Below are 21,560 nucleotides of genomic sequence, written 5' to 3'. Positions count from 1 at the left end.
CGGCGGTTATGATGTTTAAGCAATACCTGCAAGTAACGAAACCAGGCATCATCTTTGGCAACCTGATCTCGGTGATTGGGGGATTCCTGCTGGCCTCAAAGGGCAGCATTGATTATCCCCTGTTTATCTACACGTTGGTTGGGGTGTCACTGGTTGTGGCGTCGGGTTGTGTGTTTAACAACTACATCGACAGGGATATCGACAGAAAGATGGAAAGGACGAAGAATCGGGTGCTGGTTAAAGGCCTGATCTCTCCTGCTGTCTCGCTGGTGTACGCCACCTTGCTAGGCTTTGCTGGCTTTATGCTGCTGTGGTTTGGCGCGAATCCGCTGGCCTGCTGGCTGGGGGTGATGGGCTTTGTGGTTTATGTCGGCGTTTATAGTCTGTACATGAAACGCCACTCAGTCTACGGCACGTTGATTGGTTCGCTCTCCGGCGCTGCGCCGCCGGTGATCGGCTACTGTGCGGTAACGGGCGAGTTCGATAGCGGTGCAGCCATCCTGCTGGCTATCTTCAGCCTGTGGCAAATGCCTCACTCTTATGCCATCGCCATTTTCCGCTTTAAGGATTATCAGGCGGCAAACATTCCGGTACTGCCGGTGGTGAAAGGCATTTCGGTGGCGAAGAATCACATCACGCTGTATATCATCGCCTTTGCCGTTGCCACGCTGATGCTCTCTCTTGGCGGTTACGCTGGGTATAAATATCTGGTAGTCGCCGCAGCGGTTAGCGTCTGGTGGTTAGGCATGGCCCTGCGCGGTTATAAAGTTGCTGATGACAGAATCTGGGCGCGCAAGCTGTTCGGCTTCTCTATCATCGCCATCACAGCCCTCTCGGTAATGATGTCCGTTGATTTTATGGTGCCGGACTCGCATACGCTGCTGGCGTCTGTTTGGTAACGCGACTTCCCTGCTAAAAAAGGTGCTACGGCACCTTTTTTCTTAGTATTAGAAACATATCCCTCACGAAATATTTACTAAAAAAATCCGCATGTTTACCCCATTCGTTTGCCGCTTTACACTAGTCGCGAATTTAAAATAGAGGTGGTAATGAACGATTATAAAATGACACCAGGTGAGCGGCGCGCGACCTGGGGTTTAGGAACCGTTTTCTCGTTGCGCATGCTGGGCATGTTCATGGTTCTGCCGGTTCTGACCACGTACGGCATGGCTCTGCAAGGTGCCAGCGAAGCATTAATCGGTATTGCCATTGGTATTTATGGTCTGACTCAGGCCGTTTTTCAAATTCCATTTGGCCTACTTTCCGACCGCATAGGTCGCAAACCGCTTATCGTTGGCGGGTTAGCTGTGTTTGTCGCCGGTAGCGTGATTGCCGCGCTTTCCGACTCTATCTGGGGAATCATTCTGGGTCGTGCGTTACAAGGTTCTGGCGCCATAGCCGCAGCCGTTATGGCGCTACTTTCTGATCTGACTCGCGAACAAAACCGTACCAAAGCGATGGCATTTATAGGCGTCAGTTTTGGCATTACCTTCGCCATTGCGATGGTGCTTGGTCCGATCATCACTCACAAACTTGGGCTGCACGCGCTCTTCTGGATGATCGCTATTCTGGCAACGACCGGCATTGCGTTGACCATTTGGGTTGTGCCCAACAGCAGTACGCACGTACTTAATCGTGAGTCCGGGATGGTGAAAGGCAGTTTCAGTAAAGTGCTGGCGGAACCACGGCTGCTGAAACTCAACTTCGGCATTATGTGTCTGCACATGCTGCTGATGTCGACGTTTGTTGCCCTGCCAGGGCAACTGGCTGATGCGGGTTTCCCGGCGGCTGAACACTGGAAGGTCTATCTGGCGACGATGTTAATCGCCTTTGGCTCGGTCGTGCCTTTCATTATCTACGCCGAAGTTAAGCGCAAGATGAAGCAAGTTTTTGTCTTCTGCGTCGGGCTGATCGTGGTTGCGGAAATTGTGTTGTGGAACGCACAAACGCAGTTCTGGCAACTGGTGGTCGGCGTGCAGCTTTTCTTTGTGGCGTTTAACCTGATGGAAGCCTTACTCCCTTCGCTTATCAGTAAAGAGTCTCCAGCTGGTTACAAAGGTACGGCGATGGGCGTTTACTCCACCAGCCAGTTTCTTGGCGTGGCGATTGGTGGTTCGCTGGGCGGCTGGATTGACGGCATGTTTGACGGTCAGGGCGTCTTTCTCGCTGGCGCAATGCTGGCCGCATTGTGGCTGGCAGTCGCCAGTACCATGAAAGAACCGCCGTATGTCAGCAGTTTACGCATTGAAATCCCGGCGGACATTGCCGCAAACAATGCGTTAAAAGTGCGTTTACTGGAAACGGCAGGCGTCAAAGAGGTGTTGATTGCAGAAGAAGAACATGCGGCTTACGTGAAGCTCGACAGCAAAGTGACGAATCGCTTTGAGGTAGAACAGGCAATTCGTCAGGCATAAAAACGGGGCTAAATTGCCCGATGTATTACGCTTATCTGGCCTACAAAGTTGCTGCAATCTTTTGAATTAACAAACTTTTACAGGCCAGATAAGACGTTCACGCCGCATCCGGCATGAACAAACCGCACGTTATCGTAATTAATCGCGGAAGTTTTTGAACTGGAACGGCTGACCGAGATCGCCACCGCGCACCATCGCCATGACAGCCTGCAAATCATCACGAGATTTGCCAGTCACACGGATCTCATCGCCCTGAATTTGCGCCTGCACTTTCAGTTTGCTGTCTTTGATCATCTTGACGATTTTCTTCTGGATCGCGCTCTCAATGCCCTGTTTCAGTTTCGCTTCCACAAACCAGGTTTTACCGCTATGAACGATATTTTCCGGTACATCCAGCGAACTACCTTCTATGCCGCGCTTCAGCAGCTTGGCACGCAGAATATCCAGCAACTGATTGACCTGGAAATCGGACTCGCTCAACACTTTAATGGTTTTGCTGGCGTCGTTCAGCTCAAATGAGGCTTCAACGTTACGGAAGTCAAAACGGGACTCCACTTCGCGGCTCGCGTTATCGACCGCGTTACGTGCTTCCTGAAGATCAACTTCAGAGACAATATCGAAAGATGGCATCTTTTCCTCTCCCTTCATTTTTGATGCGAAGCATAATACCTGCAAAGTTAAATAACCAACAGTCCTGCACCAGGACGTATCCCTTAATTGTGCATAGTCGCAACAGCATGCACAATTAAGGGATAGCCTTATTGAACACCCGGAGTGGTTGCGGGTGAGGAGGAACAATGAAAATTACCGTATTGGGATGCGGTGCCTTAGGGCAATTATGGCTTACAGCACTTTGCAAACAGGGTCACGAAGTTCAGGGCTGGCTGCGCGTACCGCAACCTTATTGTAGCGTGAATCTGGTTGAGACTGACGGTTCGATATTTAACGAATCACTGACCGCTAACGATCCCGATTTTCTGGCCACCAGCGATCTGTTACTGGTGACGCTGAAAGCATGGCAGGTTTCCGATGCCGTCAAAAGCCTCGCGTCCACACTGCCTGTAACCACGCCAATACTGTTAATTCACAACGGCATGGGTACCATCGAAGAGTTGCAAAACATTCAGCAGCCGTTACTGATGGGTACCACCACCCATGCCGCCCGCCGCGACGGCAATGTCATTATTCATGTGGCAAACGGTATCACACATATTGGTCCGGCACGGCAACAGGATGGCGATTACAGTTATCTGGCGGATATTTTGCAAACCGTGTTACCTGACGTCGCGTGGCATAACAATATTCGCGCCGAACTGTGGCGCAAGCTGGCAGTCAACTGTGTGATTAATCCACTGACCGCCATCTGGAATTGCCCGAATGGTGAATTACGTCATCATCCGCAAGAAATTATGCAGATATGCGAAGAAGTCGCGGCAGTGATCGAACGCGAGGGGCATCATACTTCAGCAGAAGATTTGCGTGATTACGTGATGCAGGTGATTGATGCCACAGCGGAAAATATCTCGTCGATGTTGCAGGATATCCGCGCGCTGCGCCACACTGAAATCGACTATATCAATGGTTTTCTCTTACGCCGCGCCCGTGCTCATGGGATTGCCGTACCGGAAAACACCCGCCTGTTTGAAATGGTAAAAAGAAAGGAGAGTGAATATGAGCGCATCGGCACTGGTTTGCCTCGCCCCTGGTAGTGAAGAGACTGAAGCCGTCACCACTATCGATCTGCTGGTTCGCGGCGGAATCAAAGTCACCACTGCCAGCGTCGCCAGCGATGGTAACCTGGCGATTACCTGCTCGCGCGGCGTGAAGCTGCTGGCGGATGCGCCGCTGGTCGAAGTTGCTGATGGCGAATATGACGTGATCGTGCTGCCTGGTGGCATTAAAGGCGCGGAATGTTTTCGTGATAGCACCCTGCTGGTTGAAACCGTTAAACAGTTCCACCGTTCCGGGCGTATTGTCGCGGCTATTTGCGCCGCGCCAGCCACCGTGCTGGTGCCGCACGATATCTTCCCGATTGGCAATATGACCGGCTTCCCGACGCTGAAAGACAAAATTCCCGCCGAACAATGGCAGGACAAGCGCGTCGTCTGGGATGCACGGGTAAAATTGCTGACCAGCCAGGGGCCGGGGACAGCTATCGACTTTGGTCTGAAAATTATCGACCTGCTGGTTGGGCGTGAAAAAGCCCATGAAGTGGCATCACAACTGGTGATGGCGGCAGGGATTTATAATTATTACGAGTAATGTCGGATGCGGTAAACGTCGCATCTGACCAGATGCGACGTAAAAACAACAAATTACGGGCGATATACCTTCACATTATTAAAGCCCTGCTCGCGCAGATAGAGCGCCTGCAGGCGGCTCATCACCCCGCGCTCACACCACAACAGCCAGGTTTTGTTCTGGTCGAGATCGCCAAATTTGGTGCTCAGTTTATAGAACGGTAGAGAAACCACGTCGATACCTTCAACTTTCAGTGGCTTATCTTCCTGTTCATCAACTGAACGAATATCGAGGATCACGTCGTTCGGGCCGAAGCCATTGACGGTTTCCACTTCCACCACTTCCTGCTCGGTCTGCTGGGCGATTTCGCGGATATCAACGTTATTCGCTTCCTCAACCACTTTGTCGAGAATGCTGAAGTCGAACTTCTCTTCTTCCGCTTCAATCTTCGATTTAACCGCTTTCACCGTCGGGCTTTTGGAGATCACACCGCAGTATTCCGGCATCGTGCGGGCAAAGTCTTCAGTGCCAATCTGGCGAGCCAGGTTGATGATGTGCTCTTTGTCGTAAGAGATCAGCGGACGCAGGATCAGCGTATCGGAGACGTTATCAATCAGGCGCAGGTTGGTCAGCGTCTGGCTGGACACCTGCCCCAGTGCTTCGCCGGTAACCAGCGCCTGTACGCCGTAACGTTCAGCCACTTTAGACGCGGCACGCACCATCATACGTTTGAGGATAACGCCCATCTGACCGTCGTCGATTTTCTCGAGAATTTCCCCGACGACCGGTTCGAAATTAATAGCGACAAATCGCACACGGTGGGAGCTGCCGAAGCGGTTCCACAGATAATGCGCCACCTGACGAACACCGATTTCATGCGCCGCGCCGCCAAGGTTAAAGAAGCAGTAATGCACGCGGCAGCCGCGACGCATCAACATATAACTGGAAACGCCGGAGTCGAAACCGCCGGAGATCAGCGACAGCACATCTTCCTGGGTGCCGATCGGGAAACCACCAATACCTTCGTAGCGCCCTTTGATCAGCAGCAGACGATCGTCTTCCACTTCCAGATGGACAGTCACTTCCGGATTCGTCAGCTTCACGCGCGCGGATTCAATATGCTGATTTAAACCGCCGCCGACGTAACGTTCCACATCAATCGAGCTAAAATCATGCTTACCGCGGCGCTTCACGCGCACGCAGAAGGTTTTGCCTTCCAACTGATCGCGATACTGAACCAACGCTTTCTCAAAAATATCGTGCATGTCAGTAAACGGCACATCTTCAACTTCGAGAATATGGTGGATACCCGGAATACGGGTCAGGGCGTCGCGAATGGCCAGACGCTGGTTTTCATCTTTCGCGCGAACTTCGATGTTATCCCAGTGGCGGACGACAGCGAGCGTCTCATCATAGTGCTTTAAAACGTTACGAATGTTCCCGGTAAGGATTTTTATAAAGCGCAAGCGCACAGATTGGCTTTTGATGGTGATTTCCGGGAACAATTTAATGATAAACTTCATGGCGGCAATGGTTCGTTGGCAAGTCTTAAGCGACTTGTATAGGGAAAAATACAGCAGCCCACACCTGCGGCTGCATCCAGGCGCGGAAGTATACCACTAACATCGCTTTGCTGCGCACATCACCTTACCATTGCGCGTTATTTGCTATTTGCCCTGAGTCCGTTACCATGACGGGGCGAAAAATATTGAGAGTCAGACATTCATTATGCCGAAGAAAAATGAGGCGCCCGCCAGCTTTGAAAAGGCGCTGAGCGAGCTGGAACAGATTGTAACCCGTCTGGAAAGTGGCGACCTGCCGCTGGAAGAGGCGCTGAACGAGTTCGAACGCGGCGTGCAGCTGGCACGTCAGGGGCAGGCCAAATTACAACAAGCCGAACAGCGCGTACAAATTCTGCTGTCTGACAATGAAGACGCCTCTCCAACACCTTTTACACCGGACAATGAGTAATGGACTTTCCGCAGCAACTCGAAGCCTGTGTTAAGCAGGCCAACCAGGCGCTGAGCCGTTTTATCGCCCCACTGCCCTTTCAGAACACTCCCGTGGTAGAAACCATGCAGTATGGCGCATTATTAGGTGGTAAGCGCCTGCGACCGTTCCTGGTTTATGCTACTGGTCAAATGCTCGGCGTTAGCATGAACACGCTGGACGCACCCGCCGCCGCCGTAGAGTGTATCCACGCTTACTCATTAATTCATGATGATTTACCGGCAATGGATGATGACGATCTGCGTCGCGGCTTGCCGACCTGTCATGTGAAGTTTGGCGAAGCGAACGCGATTCTCGCTGGCGACGCTTTGCAGACGCTGGCGTTCTCGATTTTAAGCGATGCCGATATGCCGGAAGTTTCAGATCGCGACAGAATTGCGATGATTTCTGAACTGGCAAACGCCAGCGGTATTGCCGGAATGTGCGGTGGTCAGGCATTAGATTTAGATGCGGAAGGTAAACACGTACCTCTGGACGCACTCGAGCGTATTCATCGTCATAAAACCGGCGCATTGATTCGCGCCGCCGTTCGCCTTGGTGCATTAAGCGCCGGAGATAAAGGACGAAATGCCCTGCCAATACTCGACAAGTACGCAGAGAGCATCGGCCTTGCCTTCCAGGTTCAGGATGACATCCTGGATGTGGTGGGAGATACTGCAACGTTGGGAAAACGCCAGGGTGCCGACCAGCAACTTGGTAAAAGTACCTACCCTGCACTTCTGGGTCTTGAGCAAGCCCGGAAGAAAGCCCGGGACCTGATCGATGATGCCCGCCAGTCGCTGAAACAACTGGCTGAACAGTCACTCGATACCTCGGCACTGGAAGCGCTAGCGGACTACATCATCCAGCGTAATAAATAAACAATAAGTATTAATAGGCCCCTGATGAGTTTTGATATTGCCAAATACCCGACCCTGGCACTGGTCGACTCCACCCAGGAGTTACGACTGTTGCCAAAAGAGAGTTTACCGAAACTCTGCGACGAACTGCGCCGCTATTTACTCGACAGCGTGAGCCGTTCCAGCGGGCACTTCGCCTCCGGGCTGGGCACGGTCGAACTGACCGTGGCGCTGCACTACGTCTATAACACCCCGTTTGACCAATTGATTTGGGATGTGGGGCATCAGGCTTATCCGCATAAAATTTTGACCGGACGCCGCGACAAAATCGGCACCATCCGTCAGAAAGGTGGCCTGCACCCGTTCCCGTGGCGCGGCGAAAGCGAATATGACGTATTAAGCGTCGGGCATTCATCAACCTCCATCAGTGCCGGAATTGGTATTGCGGTTGCTGCTGAGAAAGAAGGCAAAAATCGCCGTACCGTCTGTGTAATTGGCGACGGCGCGATTACCGCTGGCATGGCGTTTGAAGCGATGAACCATGCGGGCGATATCCGTCCTGATATGCTTGTTGTCCTCAACGACAACGAAATGTCGATTTCCGAAAATGTCGGCGCGCTCAACAACCATCTGGCGCAGTTACTTTCCGGTAAGCTTTACTCTTCACTGCGCGAAGGCGGGAAAAAAGTCTTTTCTGGCGTCCCCCCCATTAAAGAGCTGCTCAAACGCACCGAAGAACATATTAAAGGCATGGTGGTGCCTGGCACGTTGTTTGAAGAGCTGGGCTTTAACTACATCGGTCCGGTTGACGGTCACGATGTGCTGGGGCTTATTACCACGCTGAAGAACATGCGCGACCTGAAAGGCCCGCAGTTCCTGCATATCATGACCAAAAAAGGTCGTGGTTATGAACCGGCAGAAAAAGACCCAATCACCTTCCACGCCGTGCCTAAATTTGATCCCTCCAGCGGTTGTCTGCCGAAAAGTAGCGGCGGTTTGCCGAGCTATTCAAAAATCTTTGGCGACTGGTTGTGCGAAACCGCAGCGAAAGACAACAAGCTGATGGCGATTACTCCGGCGATGCGCGAAGGTTCCGGTATGGTCGAGTTTTCACGTAAATTCCCGGATCGCTACTTCGACGTGGCAATTGCCGAGCAACACGCCGTGACCTTTGCTGCGGGTCTGGCAATTGGTGGCTACAAACCCATTGTCGCGATCTACTCCACCTTCCTGCAACGCGCCTATGATCAGGTGCTGCATGACGTGGCAATTCAAAAGCTTCCGGTCCTGTTCGCCATCGACCGCGCGGGCATTGTTGGTGCTGACGGTCAAACCCACCAGGGCGCTTTTGATCTCTCTTACCTGCGCTGCATACCGGAAATGGTCATTATGACCCCGAGCGATGAAAACGAATGTCGCCAGATGCTCTATACCGGCTATCACTATAACGATGGCCCGTCCGCGGTGCGCTACCCGCGCGGCAACGCGGTTGGCGTGGAACTGACGCCGCTGGAAAAACTGCCAATTGGCAAAGGCATTGTGAAGCGTCGTGGCGAGAAACTGGCGATCCTTAACTTTGGTACATTGATGCCAGACGCGGCGAAAGTCGCTGAATCGCTGAATGCTACGCTGGTCGATATGCGTTTTGTGAAGCCGCTTGATGAAGCGTTAATTCTGGAAATGGCCGCCAGCCATGAAGCGCTGGTCACCGTAGAAGAAAACGCCATTATGGGCGGCGCGGGCAGCGGAGTGAACGAAGTGCTGATGGCCCATCGTAAACCAGTACCCGTGCTGAACATTGGTCTGCCGGACTTCTTTATTCCGCAAGGAACGCAGGAAGAAATGCGCGCCGAACTCGGCCTCGATGCCGCCGGTATGGAAGCCAAAATCAAGGCCTGGCTGGCATAATCCCTACTCTACTCCTGCTATGCTTAAGAAATTATTCATGGCAGGAGTGGCAGCATGCAATACAACCCCTTAGGAAAAACCGACCTTCGCGTTTCCCGACTTTGCCTCGGCTGTATGACCTTTGGCGAGCCAGATCGCGGTAATCACGCATGGACACTGCCGGAAGAGAGCAGCCGTCCCATCATCAAACGCGCGCTGGAAGGCGGCATAAATTTCTTTGATACCGCCAATAGCTATTCCGATGGCAGCAGCGAAGAGATCGTCGGTCGCGCATTACGGGATTTCGCCCGCCGTGAAGACGTGGTCGTCGCGACAAAAGTTTTCCATCGTGTCGGTGACTTACCAGAAGGATTATCCCGCGCACAAATTTTGCGCTCTATTGACGACAGCCTGCGTCGTCTCGGTATGGATTATGTCGATATCCTGCAAATTCATCGCTGGGATTACAACACGCCGATCGAAGAGACGCTGGAAGCCCTGAATGACGTCGTAAAAGCCGGGAAAGCGCGTTATATCGGCGCATCATCCATGCACGCCTCGCAGTTCGCTCAGGCGCTGGAACTACAAAAACAGCACGGCTGGGCGCAGTTTGTCAGTATGCAGGATCACTACAATCTGATTTATCGTGAAGAAGAGCGCGAGATGCTGCCACTGTGTTATCAGGAGGGGGTGGCGGTGATTCCGTGGAGCCCACTGGCGCGGGGCCGTCTGACTCGTCCGTGGGGAGAAACCACTGCACGCCTGGTGTCTGATGAAGTGGGGAAAAATCTCTATAAAGAAAGCGATGAAAATGACGCGCAAATTGCAGAACGCTTAACGGGCGTCAGTGAAGAACTGGGCGCGACACGAGCACAAGTTGCGCTGGCCTGGTTGTTGAGCAAACCAGGTATTGCTGCACCCATTATCGGAACATCGCGGGAAGAACAACTTGATGAACTACTGAACGCGGTGGATATCACGTTGAAACCGGAACAGATTGCCGAGCTGGAAACGCCGTATAAGCCGCATCCGGTGGTAGGTTTTAAATAGGAATGTCGGCCTGATAAGACGCGACGGCGCATAACTGCCGGATGCGGCGTGAACGCCTCATCCGGCCTACGACAGAATACCCAGCGGCCAGTGATGACCGATAAAATACAGGATGCCTGCGGAAATCACCCCGGCGACAATATCATCGATCATGATCCCCATGCCGCCATGCACATTGCGATCAAACCAGCGGATCGGCCACGGTTTCCACATATCCAGAATACGGAAAATCACAAACCCGGCGGCGACCCACTGCCAGTCATTGGTCGGCAGCGCCATGAGCGTGATCCACATGCCGATAAATTCGTCCCAGACGATACTGCCGTGATCGTGCACGCCCATATCTTTCGCGGTCTGATGACAAAGATAAACGCCAATACAGATCCCCAGCATGACTACCAGCGAATAAAGCTGCCAGGGTAAAAAGGTCATCAGATACCAGAACGGAATCGCCGCCAGCGATCCCATCGTGCCAGGAACAATCGGGCTTAATCCACTTCCGAATCCGACAGCAAGCAAATGCCACGGGTTACTCATTTTCAGGCGACTTTTCGCGACATCTTTATGGCGTGGCAAAATGGTCATATCCTTTCCAGTCTAACGTGACAGGTTCGCCGTCACGAACAAAACAAAGCCCTTCGATATCGGCGGTCATTTGCCCGATACAGGTAAACGGTACGCCAAGATGTCCCAAAGCCACATCCAGCGCGCCTCGGTTAAGTTCCGGGACAGTGAAACACAACTCGTAATCTTCGCCGCCAGAGAGCGCCCAGCGCAGCGCCTGTTCCGGTTCAACGTGGCGAGAAAGCGCATCAGAGAATGGCAACAATGTCAGGTCAATACGCGCGCCGCAGTCGCTGGCTTTCACGATATGCCCGAGATCGGAGATCAGACCGTCAGAGAGATCGATGGCTGAACTCGCCAGATCGCGCAGTGCCTGCCCCTGTAAAATACGCGGCGATGGACGGAGGTGACGTTTGATCAAGTAGTCAGCATCTTTGCCATCCGCCACGTGGAGACGATTTTGCAAAATCGCCAGCCCGGCGGCACTATCGCCCGGCGTACCAGTCACATAAATCCAGTCACCTGGTTTCGCACCAGAGCGCGTTAAGGCGCGCCCCATCGGAACAAAGCCGTGGATACCCAACGTCATTGATAATGGCCCACGCGTGGTGTCACCGCCAATGAGTTGCATATCGTAATAATTGAGGAGCTCAAACAAACTGTCGCTGAAGGACTCAAGCCATGCTTCGTCTACGTCCGGTAAGGTTAATGCCAGCGTCAGCCAGGCCGGATCGGCGCCCATCGCTGCCAGATCGCTTAGGTTTACCGCCAGTGCTTTATATGCCAGATCCGCAGGATCGATATCAGGGAGGAAATGGTTGCCCGCCACCAGCGTATCAGTGCTGATCGCCAGGGTCTGTTTCTCGGGGATATTGAGAAGTGCGCAATCGTCGCCAATGCCAAGTTCGACATCAAGACGAGAGCTTCTTACACGGTCAAAATAACGGGCAATCAGGGAGAACTCGCCACATGCCATACGTTATGCCTCAGCAGGTAAAAAAGAAAAGGCCGGCGAGTGCGGAACTGTTTATCCGTTACTCTGCCGGCCTGGATATCACTTTTTGTTAGGGCGAATCACAGGTGCTGCTTTATCCAGTACGCCATTGACGAACTTATGGCTGTCTTCTGCGCCGAACGATTTCGCCAGTTCGATCGCTTCGTTAATGGCCACTTTGTACGGCACATCGCTACGTTTAGACAGCTCGTACAGCGCAATGCGCAGTACCGCTTTTTCTACCTGACCCAGCTCTTCCAGCAGGCGGGACAGGTATGGCTTCATCAGTCCGTCGAGGTATGCGGTGTTAGTCGCCACCCCGGCCAGCAGCTCACGGAAGTACAGGACGTCAACGTCTTTTACATCCTGTTCAGCCAGGAACTGGTATTCAACATCAGCGATGTCGTTCTGGGACAACTGCCAGGAGTAGAGCGCCTGGACGGCACACTCACGAGCGCGGCGACGAGCAGCAGGTTTCACGGATTTCCCCTTACTAATTTCAGGCCTTGATGGCTTTCAATACATTAATCATTTCAAGCGCGGTCAGTGCAGCTTCTGCACCTTTGTTACCAGCTTTAGTGCCAGCACGTTCGATCGCTTGTTCAATGCTTTCAGTGGTCAAAACCCCAAAAGCAACCGGAATTTCGCTGTCCTGGGCAACATGTGCCAGGCCGTTGCTTGCACCACCAGCGACATATTCAAAGTGGGCAGTGCCACCACGAATAACCGTCCCCAGCGCAATCACCGCGTCGTATTTACCGGTTTTAGCCAGTGCACCCGCCGCCAGCGGCAGCTCATAGGCACCAGGCACCCAAACAACGGTAATGTTTTCATCTTTTACCTGACCGATACGTTTCAGTGCGTCAATTGCACCTTCCAGCAGGCTGTCATTGATAAAGTTGTTGAAACGCGCAATGGTGATGGCGACGCGAGCGTCCGGGGTAGCAACGTTAGCTTCAATAATGTTCATTTTCTTCCTTCGGGTTCGAGTATGGCCCCGCAGGGGGGCGGATTTTAGCATAATATTTCGTGCGCTGCTTCCCTTTCGAGCCGGGAGATCATGCGCCCACTAAATGCAGGCAAACATCCGGGCCTACATGACGTATCTCTTTGAATTTAAATTGGGGCGCGTCGGCTAATTTCTCAAGCCCCGGCAGCGTACATAATCCGCGGGCGTCGCTGCCTAATAGTTTAGGTGCGATATAGACAATCAGCTCATCGACTAAACCCGCCTGTAGCAATGCGCCAGCGAGCGTTGGCCCCGCTTCCACCCATATGCTGTTAATCTGCTGCTTACCCAGTTGCATCATCAGCACAACCAGATCCAGATGACCTTTATGCTCTGGAATCAGCAAAGTACGCACCGTTTCCGGCCATTCACGAGAATCTTCCTGCGTACGTGCGAACCAGGTTTCGCCCGGCTGCTGCACGATGCGGTGTTCCGGCGTCACGCGATTGTGACTGTCAATCACAATACGTACCGGCTGACGGAGATTTTGTTGCGGATAGAGCGCCTGAGTTTGTTCATCCAGTTCAGACCAACGCACCGTTAAGGCTGGATCGTCCGCCAGCACCGTGGCGCTGCTGGTTAAAATGGCATGACTTTGCGCGCGCAGACGCTGAACATCGTGTCGAGCCTGAGGTGAAGTGATCCACTGGCTTTCACCGCTGGCCATCGCAGTGCGACCATCTAGCGACGCGCCGAGTTTCAACTGTATATAAGGAAAGCCGGTGCGCATGCGCTTGAGAAAGCCTTTATTCAATTGCTCGGCTTCGCTCATCATCAGCCCGTGGCTGACGTCAATGCCAGCTTGTTGCAAACGGTAAAGTCCACGCCCAGCGACCTGCGGATTAGGGTCCTGCATCGCAGCCACCACGCGCGCCACGCCAGCAGCAATTAATGCGTCACAACACGGTGGCGTACGACCATGATGACTACAAGGTTCGAGTGTCACATACGCCGTTGCGCCTTTGGCTTTTTCACCCGCCATACGCAACGCGTGTACTTCGGCATGTGGTTCACCCGCACGGTGATGGTAACCTTCACCGATAATTTCGCCATCTTTGACAATGACGCATCCGACATTCGGATTGGGATGCGTGGTGAAGCGCCCTCGTTGCGCCAGCTTTAGCGCCCGCGCCATGTATAACTCGTCCTGCACGGTTTAATCCTCCAGGCGCGCAATCTCTTCGCCAAATTCTTTGATATCTTCGAAACTGCGATAGACAGAGGCAAAACGGATATAGGCGACTTTGTCGAGCTTTTTCAATTGCTCCATCACCAGATTGCCAATCATTTTGCTCGGCACTTCGCGCTCACCGGTGGCGCGGAGTTGCGATTTAATATGGTTGATCGCCATTTCGACGTCATCGGAACTTACCGGACGTTTTTCCAGCGCCCGCAGCATTCCGCTACGCAATTTTTCTTCATTAAACGGTTCGCGCACGTCGTTGCTTTTCACGACACGCGGCATAACCAGTTCCGCCACTTCAAAAGTAGTGAAACGTTCATTACACACCAGACACTGCCGACGGCGGCGTACGGAAGAGCCCTCGCTCACGAGACGAGAGTCAATTACCTTAGTGTCCACGGCGAAACAGAATGGGCAATGCATACGGCGTCCTGACCAGGTGGTTAATAGAAATCTATTTTACCCTGAACTGGCGATACAACAAAGGCGCAACGCTTTTGAGATAAAGGATCGATGCTTTCACGGCTTTAAGCCTCTACCATTAGGCTAATTGTGACGAGAAAGGGACTACCTATGAACATTAAAGTATGTTTTCGACTACTCCTGCTGGGAAGCCTGTTCAGCCTGAGCGCCTGCGTACAGCAAAGCGAAGTACGCCAGATGAAACACAGCGTCAACACGTTGAATAAAGAGATGACTCAGCTCAACAAAGAAACTGTCAAAATCACCCAGCAAAATACGCTGAACGCAAAATCCAGCAGTGGGGTTTACCTGTTACCTGGTGCAAATACACCGGCACGGCTGGAAAGCCAAATTGGTACTTTACGTATGTCGCTGGTGAATATTACGCCAAATGCAGATGGCACCACTCTGACGTTACGGATTCAGGGCGAGTCCAATGATCCCTTACCCGCTTTCAGCGGAACCGTTGAATATGGACAAATTCAGGGAACAACTGACAACTTTCAGGAAGTCAATGTGCAGAATCAATTGATTAACGCACCTGCCAGCGTCCTCGCTCCGAGCGATGTTGATATTCCCTTACAGTTAAAGGGTATTTCTGTGGATCAGTTAGGTTTTGTACGTATACACGACATTCAACCTGTTATGCAGTAAACGTATCGCGGGGCGTTTTGTGCGTCCCGCAACATCCTCCCCCGTCATTTTGTTACTCCGCTTACATCACCCAGATTGATAGTAAAAGTTTGCAACAAGGGTGAAAGTCAGTACAATCCCCGCCCGAATATGTGTAAACGTGAACGCAATCGATTACGTAAATGATAGAACTGTGAAACGAAACATATTTTTGTGAGCAATGATTTTTATAATAGGCTCCTCTGTATAGGAAATATTTAGAAACGCAATTTGCGCCTTTTTCACTCCCGTAAGGGATTTTCAAACAGTGGCATACATATGAAAAAAACATTACTGGCAGCCGGTGCGGTACTGGCGCTCTCTTCGTCTTTTACTGTCAACGCAGCTGAAAACGATAAACCGCAGTACCTTTCCGACTGGTGGCACCAGAGCGTTAACGTAGTTGGTAGCTATCACACTCGTTTCGGACCGCAGATCCGTAACGATACTTACCTGGAGTATGAAGCATTCGCTAAAAAAGACTGGTTCGATTTCTATGGTTACGCGGATGCGCCGGTATTCTTCGGCGGTAATTCCGATGCAAAAGGTATCTGGAACCACGGTTCTCCGCTGTTTATGGAAATCGAACCGCGTTTCTCCATCGATAAGCTGACCAATACTGACCTTAGCTTCGGTCCGTTCAAAGAGTGGTACTTCGCGAACAACTACATTTACGACATGGGCCGTAACAAAGATGGTCGCCAGAGCACCTGGTATATGGGTCTGGGTACTGACATCGACACTGGCCTGCCGATGAGCCTGTCCATGAACGTGTATGCGAAATACCAGTGGCAGAACTACGGCGCAGCGAACGAAAACGAGTGGGACGGTTACCGTTTCAAAATTAAATACTTTGTGCCGATTACCGATCTGTGGGGTGGTCAGCTGAGCTACATCGGCTTCACCAACTTCGACTGGGGTTCCGATCTGGGTGACGACAGCGGTAACGCAATCAATGGTATTAAGACGCGTAGCAATAACTCTATCGCTTCCAGCCATATTCTGGCGCTGAACTACGATCACTGGCACTACTCTGTCGTTGCACGTTACTGGCATGACGGTGGTCAGTGGAACGATGATGCAGAGCTGAACTTCGGTAACGGCAACTTCAACGTTCGCTCTACCGGCTGGGGTGGTTACCTGGTGGTAGGTTACAACTTCTGATGAATGAAATGCCGGGATTTATTCCCGGCATTTCAGATTGTCGACAACGTGCGCTTTGTTCATGCCAGATGCGGAGTAAACGCCTTATCCGGTCTACAAAAGCACGCAAATTCAATATATTGCTGAGATTACGCAGGGGTGATAAGCGTAGCGCATCAGGCAATTTTTCGTTTGTCACAAAGCTCAAATAGCGGATTTTATATCCGGCATTTTTTATTACTTCTTCTTATTCATCATTGCTTTTAAATCAGCAAACGGGTTGTATTTCGCTTCACCGACATCTTTCTGCGCATCTTCCCCTGCGATAACCGTCGTACCATACTGATCCGCTTCGGTATATTTCGAATGCTCATGATCATGGCAATAGAGACAAAGCAATTCCCAGTTACTACCATCTTCCGGGTTATTGGTATGGTCGTGATCGATATGGTGAACGGTAAGTTCACGCAGGTTGGAATAGACAAACTCGCGGGAACAGCGACCGCAGACCCACGGATAGAGTTTTAATGCTTTTTCGCGATAGCCGCTTTCTAACCGCGCATAGTTTTTTGGGATGAAAGCCATGAAAAGTTACCTGGATGAAATGTAGGGTTACGCGCAGTTTCCCAAGATGCGGGGATTTTCGCAATCACACCATATAAAAAAATCCCGATCTTCTGACCGGGATTTTCAACATCAACTGAAACTTGATTAAGGCAGAATTGACGGCTGGTCCGCCCCTTCTTTTTCCACTTTCTGCTGCAGCATGTGTTCGCGCTTCATACCCAGTTTCAGGGCCAGCGCCGATGCTACGTAGATAGAAGAGGCAGTACCGATAGTCACACCAATCAGCATGGTCAGCGAGAAGCCTTCCAGCACCGGGCCACCGAAGAGATACAGCATCAGGATAACCATCAGGGTGGTACCGGATGTGATCAAGGTACGGTGCAGCGTCTGGGTCAAGGACACGTTAAAGATTTCGTAAGGCGTACCGCGACGGATCTTGCGGAAGTTTTCACGAATACGGTCCGATACCACGATACTGTCGTTAAGCGAGTAACCGATAACCGACATCAACGATGCCACAATGGTCAAGTCAATCTCGATATGGAATAACGACAAAATACCCAGCGTAATGATAACGTCGTGCGCCAGCGCGATTACTACCCCTGCAGCCAGTCGCCACTCAAAGCGGAAACCAACGTATACAAGGATAGACAGCAGCGCCGCCATCAGCGCCATTGCACCGGTTTGCGCAAGGTCTGCACCCACGCTCGGGCCGACGAATTCAATACGCTTCACCGCCGCGTTCTGATTGGTGGATTCGTTAATCACCTTCAGAACTTTGCTGCCCAGCACCTGACCACCGGTTTCGCCTTCAGCTGGCGGCATGCGGACCATGATGTCGTGGCTGCTACCGAAATTTTGCAGCATCGGCTCTTCAAAGCCCGCTTTCTGCAATGCATCACGCATTACATCAATTTCAGCCGGTTTTTCGAGCGTAATTTCAATAACCGTACCACCGGTGAAATCCAGCCCCCAGTTAAAGCCGCGCACGCCCATAATGACGATAGCGGCGATTAACAGCAGACCAGAGATGCCGAAAGCCCAGTAGTCCCAGCGCATAAAGTCATAGACTTTACGGCCGTGGTTTAGTTGTTCAACAGTATATTCCTGTGCCACATCGCACTCCTCAGATTGACAGCTTCTTGACGCGCTTGCCGCCATATAGCAGGTTTACGATGGCACGCGTACCGACAATCGCGGTAAACATCGACGTCGCCACACCGATACCGGTAGTAATCGCGAACCCTTTAATTGCCCCGGTACCCACCGCGTACAGGATGATGACTTTAATCAGCGTGGTGATGTTCGCATCGAAGATGGAACTGAACGCGCCACGATAACCTTCATCAATTGCCTGCTGAACAGTACGCCCGTTGCTTAACTCTTCTTTAATACGTTCGTTGATCAGTACGTTAGCATCGACCGCTACTGCAAGGGTTAAGACGATACCCGCGATACCCGGCATACTCAGCGTTGCGCCTGGCAACAGCGACATAATGCCGACAATCAAGATCAAGTTCGCAATCAGAGCACTGGTCGCAATCAGACCAAACTTCTTATAGAAGAGGATCATGAACAGAATAGAAACCAGCAGGCCAGCCAGACACGCTTCCAGCCCCTGTTCAATGTTCTGCATACCCAGAGTCGGGCCGATGGTACGTTCTTCAACAATCTGAATCGGCGCGATCAACGCACCGGCACGCAGCAGCAGCGACAGCTGACGCGCTTCGTTCGGGTTGTTGATACCAGTGATACGGAAGCTGTTCCCCAGACGAGACTGGATATTCGCGATGTTAATCACCTCTTCCTGTTTCACCAGAACCGCACGACCGTTAGCATCTTTCTTACCGCTGTCTTTGTACTCCACAAACAGGGTCGCCATCGGTTTGCCGATGTTGTCCTTAGTGAAGTTAGACATGATGTTGCCACCAGCGCTATCGAGCGAGATGTTAACCTGCGGCTGGTTGTATTCGTCCTGGCTGGAAGTGGAGTCGGTGATATGATCACCGGTCAGGATCACGCGTTTGTACAGCACAACTGGCTGACCTTCGCGGGTCTGTTTCACTTCAGAGTCACCCGGTACGCGGCCAGACGCGGCAGCGGCCTGGTCAACGTTGGTGTTTACCAGACGGAACTCCAGCGTTGCCGTCGCGCCCAGAATCTCTTTCGCGCGAGCGGTATCCTGGATACCCGGCAGTTCAACAACGATACGGTCAGCGCCCTGGCGCTGTACCACCGGTTCAGCAACACCAAGCTGGTTTACACGGTTACGCAGGATGTTGATGTTCTGCTGCACCGCATATTCACGCGCTTCACTCAGACGTGCATCGCTCATTACTGCGCGCAACTGATTGCTGCCCTGACTGCTAATCACCAGATCAGGATGACGCTTGCTCAGATATGCAATGGCTTCATCACGGGCGTTGCCATCGCGGAAAGTGATGCTCAGACCGTAATTATTTTCTTTACGAACAGTGGTATACGGGATGCCTTTTTCACGCAGATCGCTGCGCAGGCTATCGATATTTTGTTCCTGAAGTTTGCCAAGCGCAGTGTCCATATCCACTTCCATCAGGAAGTGAACGCCGCCACGCAAGTCAAGACCGAGCTTCATCGGCTCAGCGTGAATAGCTGCCAGCCAGCGCGGCGTGGCCGGGGCAAGGTTAAGCGCCACGACATATTTGTCACCCAGAATGCCCATTAATGCTTCACGAGCGCGTAGCTGGGTGTCAGTGGAGTCGAAGCGCGCAAGAATAGCGCCCTCTTCCAGTGCCACAGACTTAGCAGTTATTTTTTCTTCTTGTAACGTTTTCTGGACCTGGATCAGCGTTTGCTCACTGGCGGCGACTCCGCGCGCGCCAGTGATCTGAACAGCCGGATCCTCACCAAACAGGTTGGGAAGCGCATACAGCAGACCGATGACAATCACCACGATCAGCATGACGTACTTCCACAAAGGATAACGGTTTAACACGGCAATTCCCTTAGGGAAAAATTTTAATTACAGCGCCTTCATGGTGCCTTTCGGCAGAACGGCGGCTACGAAGTCACGTTTAATAACTACTTCAGTGGTGTCATTCAGCGCGATAGCAATGTAGCCGTTTTCTGCTACTTTGGTTACGCGACCGACCAGGCCACCGTTCGTCAGCACTTCATCACCTTTCGCGATGGAGTCCATCAGCTTTTTGTGTTCTTTGGTGCGCTTCTGCTGTGGGCGCAGGATCATGAAATAGAAAATCAGACCGAATACCACCAGCATCAAAATCAAAGACATCGGGCTACCTTGTGCCGGAGCACCCGTTGCCGCTACCGCATCAGAAATAAAAAAGCTCATTAAATTTCCCTCATTATTAATATTAATCAACGTTCAAAGGTGGTACTTCTCGCCCCTGACGCTGGTAAAAATCAGCTACGAAGCTCTCTAATTTACCCTCTTCAATAGCCTTGCGTAAACCCGCCATCAAACGCTGGTAGTAACGAAGGTTATGAATGGTGTTGAGTCGCGCGCCTAATATTTCGTTGCAACGGTCGAGATGATGCAAGTAGGCACGTGAATAATTGCGACAGGTGTAGCAATCACACTCAGGATCGAGCGGGCCAGTGTCGCTCTTATACTTCGCATTGCGGATTTTCACCACGCCATCGGTCACGAACAGATGACCGTTACGCGCATTACGTGTTGGCATTACGCAGTCAAACATATCGATACCGCGGCGCACGCCTTCAACCAGGTCTTCCGGTTTACCAACGCCCATCAGGTAACGTGGTTTGTCTGCCGGAATTTGCGGGCACACATGCTCCAGGATACGGTGCATATCTGCTTTAGGCTCACCCACTGCCAGACCGCCGACAGCGTAGCCATCAAAACCGATATCTACCAGACCTTTAACAGAGATATCACGTAAATCTTCGTAAACGCTGCCCTGGATGATACCAAACAGCGCATTTTTATTGCCGAGGCTGTCAAAACGCTCGCGGCTACGCTTCGCCCATCGCAGCGACATCTCCATAGAGCGCTTCGCGTAATCCCAGTCAGCAGGATAAGGCGTACACTCGTCAAAAATCATGACGATGTCTGAGCCAAGATCGTATTGAATCTCCATCGATTTTTCGGGATCGAGGAAAATCGGGTCGCCGTTGATGGGGTTACGGAAGTGCACGCCCTGTTCGGTGATTTTACGGATATCGCCGAGACTGAAGACCTGGAAGCCGCCGGAGTCGGTAAGGATCGGGCCTTTCCACTGCATAAAATCGTGCAGATCGCCATGCAGTTTCATGATTTCCTGACCCGGGCGCAGCCACAGGTGGAAAGTGTTACCCAGAATAATTTGCGCGCCAGTGGCTTCAACTTCTTCCGGCGTCATCCCTTTTACGGTGCCGTAGGTGCCAACAGGCATAAAACAAGGCGTTTCCACTACGCCACGATCGAAGACCAGGCGGCCACGGCGTGCGCGACCGTCGGTGGTGTCCAGTTCAAATTTCATTTTTTCTCCACTACGTCAGAAAAACAGTCCAACGTTTAAAC

At 52.0% G+C, this 21,560-nt stretch carries 23 protein-coding genes; 10 read left to right on the top strand and 13 right to left on the bottom strand.

What is annotated here, in order from left to right; all coding sequences use genetic code 11:
* Window positions 1-8 precede the first annotated feature (8 nt).
* A complete protein-coding gene (gene cyoE / locus FEM44_RS16680) occupies window positions 9-899 on the top strand; it encodes a heme o synthase (protein WP_115738918.1) in 891 nt (296 codons plus the stop codon).
* A gap of 150 nt (window positions 900-1,049) precedes the next feature.
* Entirely contained in the window at window positions 1,050-2,414 is a 1,365-nt protein-coding gene (locus tag FEM44_RS16675; RefSeq protein WP_135523147.1) for an MFS transporter, read from the top strand.
* A 138-nt stretch (window positions 2,415-2,552) separates the two neighbouring features.
* Here the strand turns inward: FEM44_RS16675 and yajQ are convergent, their stop codons facing one another.
* Window positions 2,553-3,044 (bottom strand): nucleotide binding protein YajQ, encoded by a 492-nt coding sequence (gene yajQ, locus FEM44_RS16670; protein WP_135523148.1) that lies wholly within the window; start codon window positions 3,042-3,044, stop codon window positions 2,553-2,555.
* A gap of 167 nt (window positions 3,045-3,211) precedes the next feature.
* Here yajQ and panE point away from each other — a divergent pair, with 167 nt between their 5' ends.
* Together panE and yajL are read left to right on the top strand one after the other, a co-directional pair.
* Window positions 3,212-4,123 carry a 2-dehydropantoate 2-reductase gene (panE, locus tag FEM44_RS16665; protein WP_000705865.1) on the top strand — a complete coding sequence of 304 codons (912 nt, stop codon included), beginning with the start codon at window positions 3,212-3,214 and terminating at the stop codon, window positions 4,121-4,123.
* Window positions 4,086-4,676 (top strand): protein deglycase YajL, encoded by a 591-nt coding sequence (gene yajL / locus FEM44_RS16660; protein ID WP_001276309.1) that lies wholly within the window; start codon window positions 4,086-4,088, stop codon window positions 4,674-4,676. The genes panE and yajL overlap by 38 nt, the downstream gene beginning before the upstream one ends.
* A 53-nt stretch (window positions 4,677-4,729) precedes the next feature.
* On the opposite strand, the gene thiI is transcribed toward yajL, so the two are convergent.
* Window positions 4,730-6,178 (bottom strand): tRNA uracil 4-sulfurtransferase ThiI, encoded by a 1,449-nt coding sequence (thiI, locus tag FEM44_RS16655; RefSeq protein WP_065226287.1) that lies wholly within the window; start codon window positions 6,176-6,178, stop codon window positions 4,730-4,732.
* 205 nt (window positions 6,179-6,383) lie between these two features.
* On the opposite strand from thiI, the gene xseB reads away from it, so the two are divergent.
* Genes xseB through yajO form a run of 4 tightly spaced genes read left to right on the top strand, consistent with a single transcriptional unit; the run spans window position 6,384 to window position 10,441 of the window.
* Window positions 6,384-6,626, top strand: a complete 243-nt coding sequence (xseB, locus tag FEM44_RS16650) for an exodeoxyribonuclease VII small subunit (protein ID WP_001124936.1) — start codon at window positions 6,384-6,386, stop codon at window positions 6,624-6,626.
* Window positions 6,626-7,525, top strand: coding sequence for a (2E,6E)-farnesyl diphosphate synthase (ispA, locus tag FEM44_RS16645; protein ID WP_135523149.1), 900 nt, complete (start codon window positions 6,626-6,628; stop codon window positions 7,523-7,525). Before xseB ends, ispA begins: the two co-directional genes overlap by 1 nt.
* A gap of 24 nt (window positions 7,526-7,549) precedes the next feature.
* Window positions 7,550-9,412, top strand: a complete 1,863-nt coding sequence (gene dxs / locus FEM44_RS16640; RefSeq protein ID WP_000006806.1) for a 1-deoxy-D-xylulose-5-phosphate synthase — start codon at window positions 7,550-7,552, stop codon at window positions 9,410-9,412.
* Between the two features lie 54 nt (window positions 9,413-9,466).
* Window positions 9,467-10,441, top strand: a complete 975-nt coding sequence (gene yajO / locus FEM44_RS16635; protein WP_001199800.1) for a 1-deoxyxylulose-5-phosphate synthase YajO — start codon at window positions 9,467-9,469, stop codon at window positions 10,439-10,441.
* A gap of 66 nt (window positions 10,442-10,507) precedes the next feature.
* Here the strand turns inward: yajO and pgpA are convergent, their stop codons facing one another.
* The 6 genes from pgpA to nrdR form a co-directional block, all read right to left on the bottom strand.
* On the bottom strand, window positions 10,508-11,026 hold the full coding sequence (gene pgpA, locus FEM44_RS16630) for a phosphatidylglycerophosphatase A (protein ID WP_000154044.1): 519 nt from the start codon (window positions 11,024-11,026) through the stop codon (window positions 10,508-10,510).
* Complete coding sequence (gene thiL / locus FEM44_RS16625) at window positions 11,004-11,981, bottom strand: thiamine-phosphate kinase (RefSeq protein ID WP_135523150.1); 978 nt, start codon at window positions 11,979-11,981, stop codon at window positions 11,004-11,006. Before thiL ends, pgpA begins: the two co-directional genes overlap by 23 nt.
* Before the next feature lie 78 nt (window positions 11,982-12,059).
* Complete coding sequence (gene nusB, locus FEM44_RS16620) at window positions 12,060-12,479, bottom strand: transcription antitermination factor NusB (protein ID WP_000801125.1); 420 nt, start codon at window positions 12,477-12,479, stop codon at window positions 12,060-12,062.
* Window positions 12,480-12,498: 19 nt separating this feature from the next.
* Window positions 12,499-12,969: a 6,7-dimethyl-8-ribityllumazine synthase gene (gene ribH / locus FEM44_RS16615; RefSeq protein WP_001021161.1), complete on the bottom strand. Its 471-nt coding sequence runs from the start codon at window positions 12,967-12,969 to the stop codon at window positions 12,499-12,501.
* 88 nt (window positions 12,970-13,057) lie between these two features.
* On the bottom strand, window positions 13,058-14,161 hold the full coding sequence (gene ribD, locus FEM44_RS16610; RefSeq protein WP_135523151.1) for a bifunctional diaminohydroxyphosphoribosylaminopyrimidine deaminase/5-amino-6-(5-phosphoribosylamino)uracil reductase RibD: 1,104 nt from the start codon (window positions 14,159-14,161) through the stop codon (window positions 13,058-13,060).
* 3 nt (window positions 14,162-14,164) lie between these two features.
* Entirely contained in the window at window positions 14,165-14,614 is a 450-nt protein-coding gene (gene nrdR, locus FEM44_RS16605; RefSeq protein ID WP_064527125.1) for a transcriptional regulator NrdR, read from the bottom strand.
* A gap of 150 nt (window positions 14,615-14,764) precedes the next feature.
* Here nrdR and FEM44_RS16600 point away from each other — a divergent pair, with 150 nt between their 5' ends.
* Complete coding sequence (locus tag FEM44_RS16600) at window positions 14,765-15,307, top strand: DUF3251 domain-containing protein (RefSeq protein ID WP_135384905.1); 543 nt, start codon at window positions 14,765-14,767, stop codon at window positions 15,305-15,307.
* A gap of 297 nt (window positions 15,308-15,604) precedes the next feature.
* Window positions 15,605-16,489, top strand: coding sequence for a nucleoside-specific channel-forming protein Tsx (tsx, locus tag FEM44_RS16595; protein WP_116836751.1), 885 nt, complete (start codon window positions 15,605-15,607; stop codon window positions 16,487-16,489).
* A gap of 216 nt (window positions 16,490-16,705) precedes the next feature.
* On the opposite strand, the gene yajD is transcribed toward tsx, so the two are convergent.
* The 5 genes from yajD to tgt form a co-directional block, all read right to left on the bottom strand.
* Window positions 16,706-17,053 carry an HNH nuclease YajD gene (gene yajD / locus FEM44_RS16590; protein ID WP_135523152.1) on the bottom strand — a complete coding sequence of 116 codons (348 nt, stop codon included), beginning with the start codon at window positions 17,051-17,053 and terminating at the stop codon, window positions 16,706-16,708.
* Window positions 17,054-17,179: 126 nt separating this feature from the next.
* Entirely contained in the window at window positions 17,180-18,151 is a 972-nt protein-coding gene (gene secF, locus FEM44_RS16585; protein WP_135523153.1) for a protein translocase subunit SecF, read from the bottom strand.
* A gap of 10 nt (window positions 18,152-18,161) precedes the next feature.
* Window positions 18,162-20,009: a protein translocase subunit SecD gene (gene secD / locus FEM44_RS16580; RefSeq protein ID WP_130215424.1), complete on the bottom strand. Its 1,848-nt coding sequence runs from the start codon at window positions 20,007-20,009 to the stop codon at window positions 18,162-18,164.
* A 27-nt stretch (window positions 20,010-20,036) separates the two neighbouring features.
* A complete protein-coding gene (gene yajC, locus FEM44_RS16575) occupies window positions 20,037-20,369 on the bottom strand; it encodes a preprotein translocase subunit YajC (protein WP_000007629.1) in 333 nt (110 codons plus the stop codon).
* Between the two features lie 22 nt (window positions 20,370-20,391).
* Window positions 20,392-21,519, bottom strand: a complete 1,128-nt coding sequence (tgt, locus tag FEM44_RS16570) for a tRNA guanosine(34) transglycosylase Tgt (RefSeq protein ID WP_000667317.1) — start codon at window positions 21,517-21,519, stop codon at window positions 20,392-20,394.
* Window positions 21,520-21,560: the final 41 nt, after the last annotated feature.

Origin of the sequence: Escherichia sp. E4742, from assembly GCF_005843885.1 — a bacterium.
Classification (GTDB): Bacteria; Pseudomonadota; Gammaproteobacteria; order Enterobacterales; family Enterobacteriaceae; genus Escherichia.
Note: the sequence above shows the minus strand (reverse complement) of the source record. Positions and strands in the feature narration are given on the sequence as shown.

Coding starts and splice junctions, on each gene's coding strand:
- cyoE (WP_115738918.1), top strand. CDS start 9: ATGATGTTTAAGCAATACCTGCAAGTAACGAAACCAGGCATCATCTTT.
- ribH (WP_001021161.1), bottom strand. CDS start 12,969: ATGAACATTATTGAAGCTAACGTTGCTACCCCGGACGCTCGCGTCGCC.
- tsx (WP_116836751.1), top strand. CDS start 15,605: ATGAAAAAAACATTACTGGCAGCCGGTGCGGTACTGGCGCTCTCTTCG.
- FEM44_RS16675 (WP_135523147.1), top strand. CDS start 1,050: ATGAACGATTATAAAATGACACCAGGTGAGCGGCGCGCGACCTGGGGT.
- FEM44_RS16600 (WP_135384905.1), top strand. CDS start 14,765: ATGAACATTAAAGTATGTTTTCGACTACTCCTGCTGGGAAGCCTGTTC.
- thiL (WP_135523150.1), bottom strand. CDS start 11,981: ATGGCATGTGGCGAGTTCTCCCTGATTGCCCGTTATTTTGACCGTGTA.
- yajD (WP_135523152.1), bottom strand. CDS start 17,053: ATGGCTTTCATCCCAAAAAACTATGCGCGGTTAGAAAGCGGCTATCGC.
- yajC (WP_000007629.1), bottom strand. CDS start 20,369: ATGAGCTTTTTTATTTCTGATGCGGTAGCGGCAACGGGTGCTCCGGCA.
- panE (WP_000705865.1), top strand. CDS start 3,212: ATGAAAATTACCGTATTGGGATGCGGTGCCTTAGGGCAATTATGGCTT.
- yajO (WP_001199800.1), top strand. CDS start 9,467: ATGCAATACAACCCCTTAGGAAAAACCGACCTTCGCGTTTCCCGACTT.
- ispA (WP_135523149.1), top strand. CDS start 6,626: ATGGACTTTCCGCAGCAACTCGAAGCCTGTGTTAAGCAGGCCAACCAG.
- dxs (WP_000006806.1), top strand. CDS start 7,550: ATGAGTTTTGATATTGCCAAATACCCGACCCTGGCACTGGTCGACTCC.
- yajL (WP_001276309.1), top strand. CDS start 4,086: ATGAGCGCATCGGCACTGGTTTGCCTCGCCCCTGGTAGTGAAGAGACT.
- tgt (WP_000667317.1), bottom strand. CDS start 21,519: ATGAAATTTGAACTGGACACCACCGACGGTCGCGCACGCCGTGGCCGC.
- nrdR (WP_064527125.1), bottom strand. CDS start 14,614: ATGCATTGCCCATTCTGTTTCGCCGTGGACACTAAGGTAATTGACTCT.
- yajQ (WP_135523148.1), bottom strand. CDS start 3,044: ATGCCATCTTTCGATATTGTCTCTGAAGTTGATCTTCAGGAAGCACGT.
- pgpA (WP_000154044.1), bottom strand. CDS start 11,026: ATGACCATTTTGCCACGCCATAAAGATGTCGCGAAAAGTCGCCTGAAA.
- xseB (WP_001124936.1), top strand. CDS start 6,384: ATGCCGAAGAAAAATGAGGCGCCCGCCAGCTTTGAAAAGGCGCTGAGC.
- thiI (WP_065226287.1), bottom strand. CDS start 6,178: ATGAAGTTTATCATTAAATTGTTCCCGGAAATCACCATCAAAAGCCAA.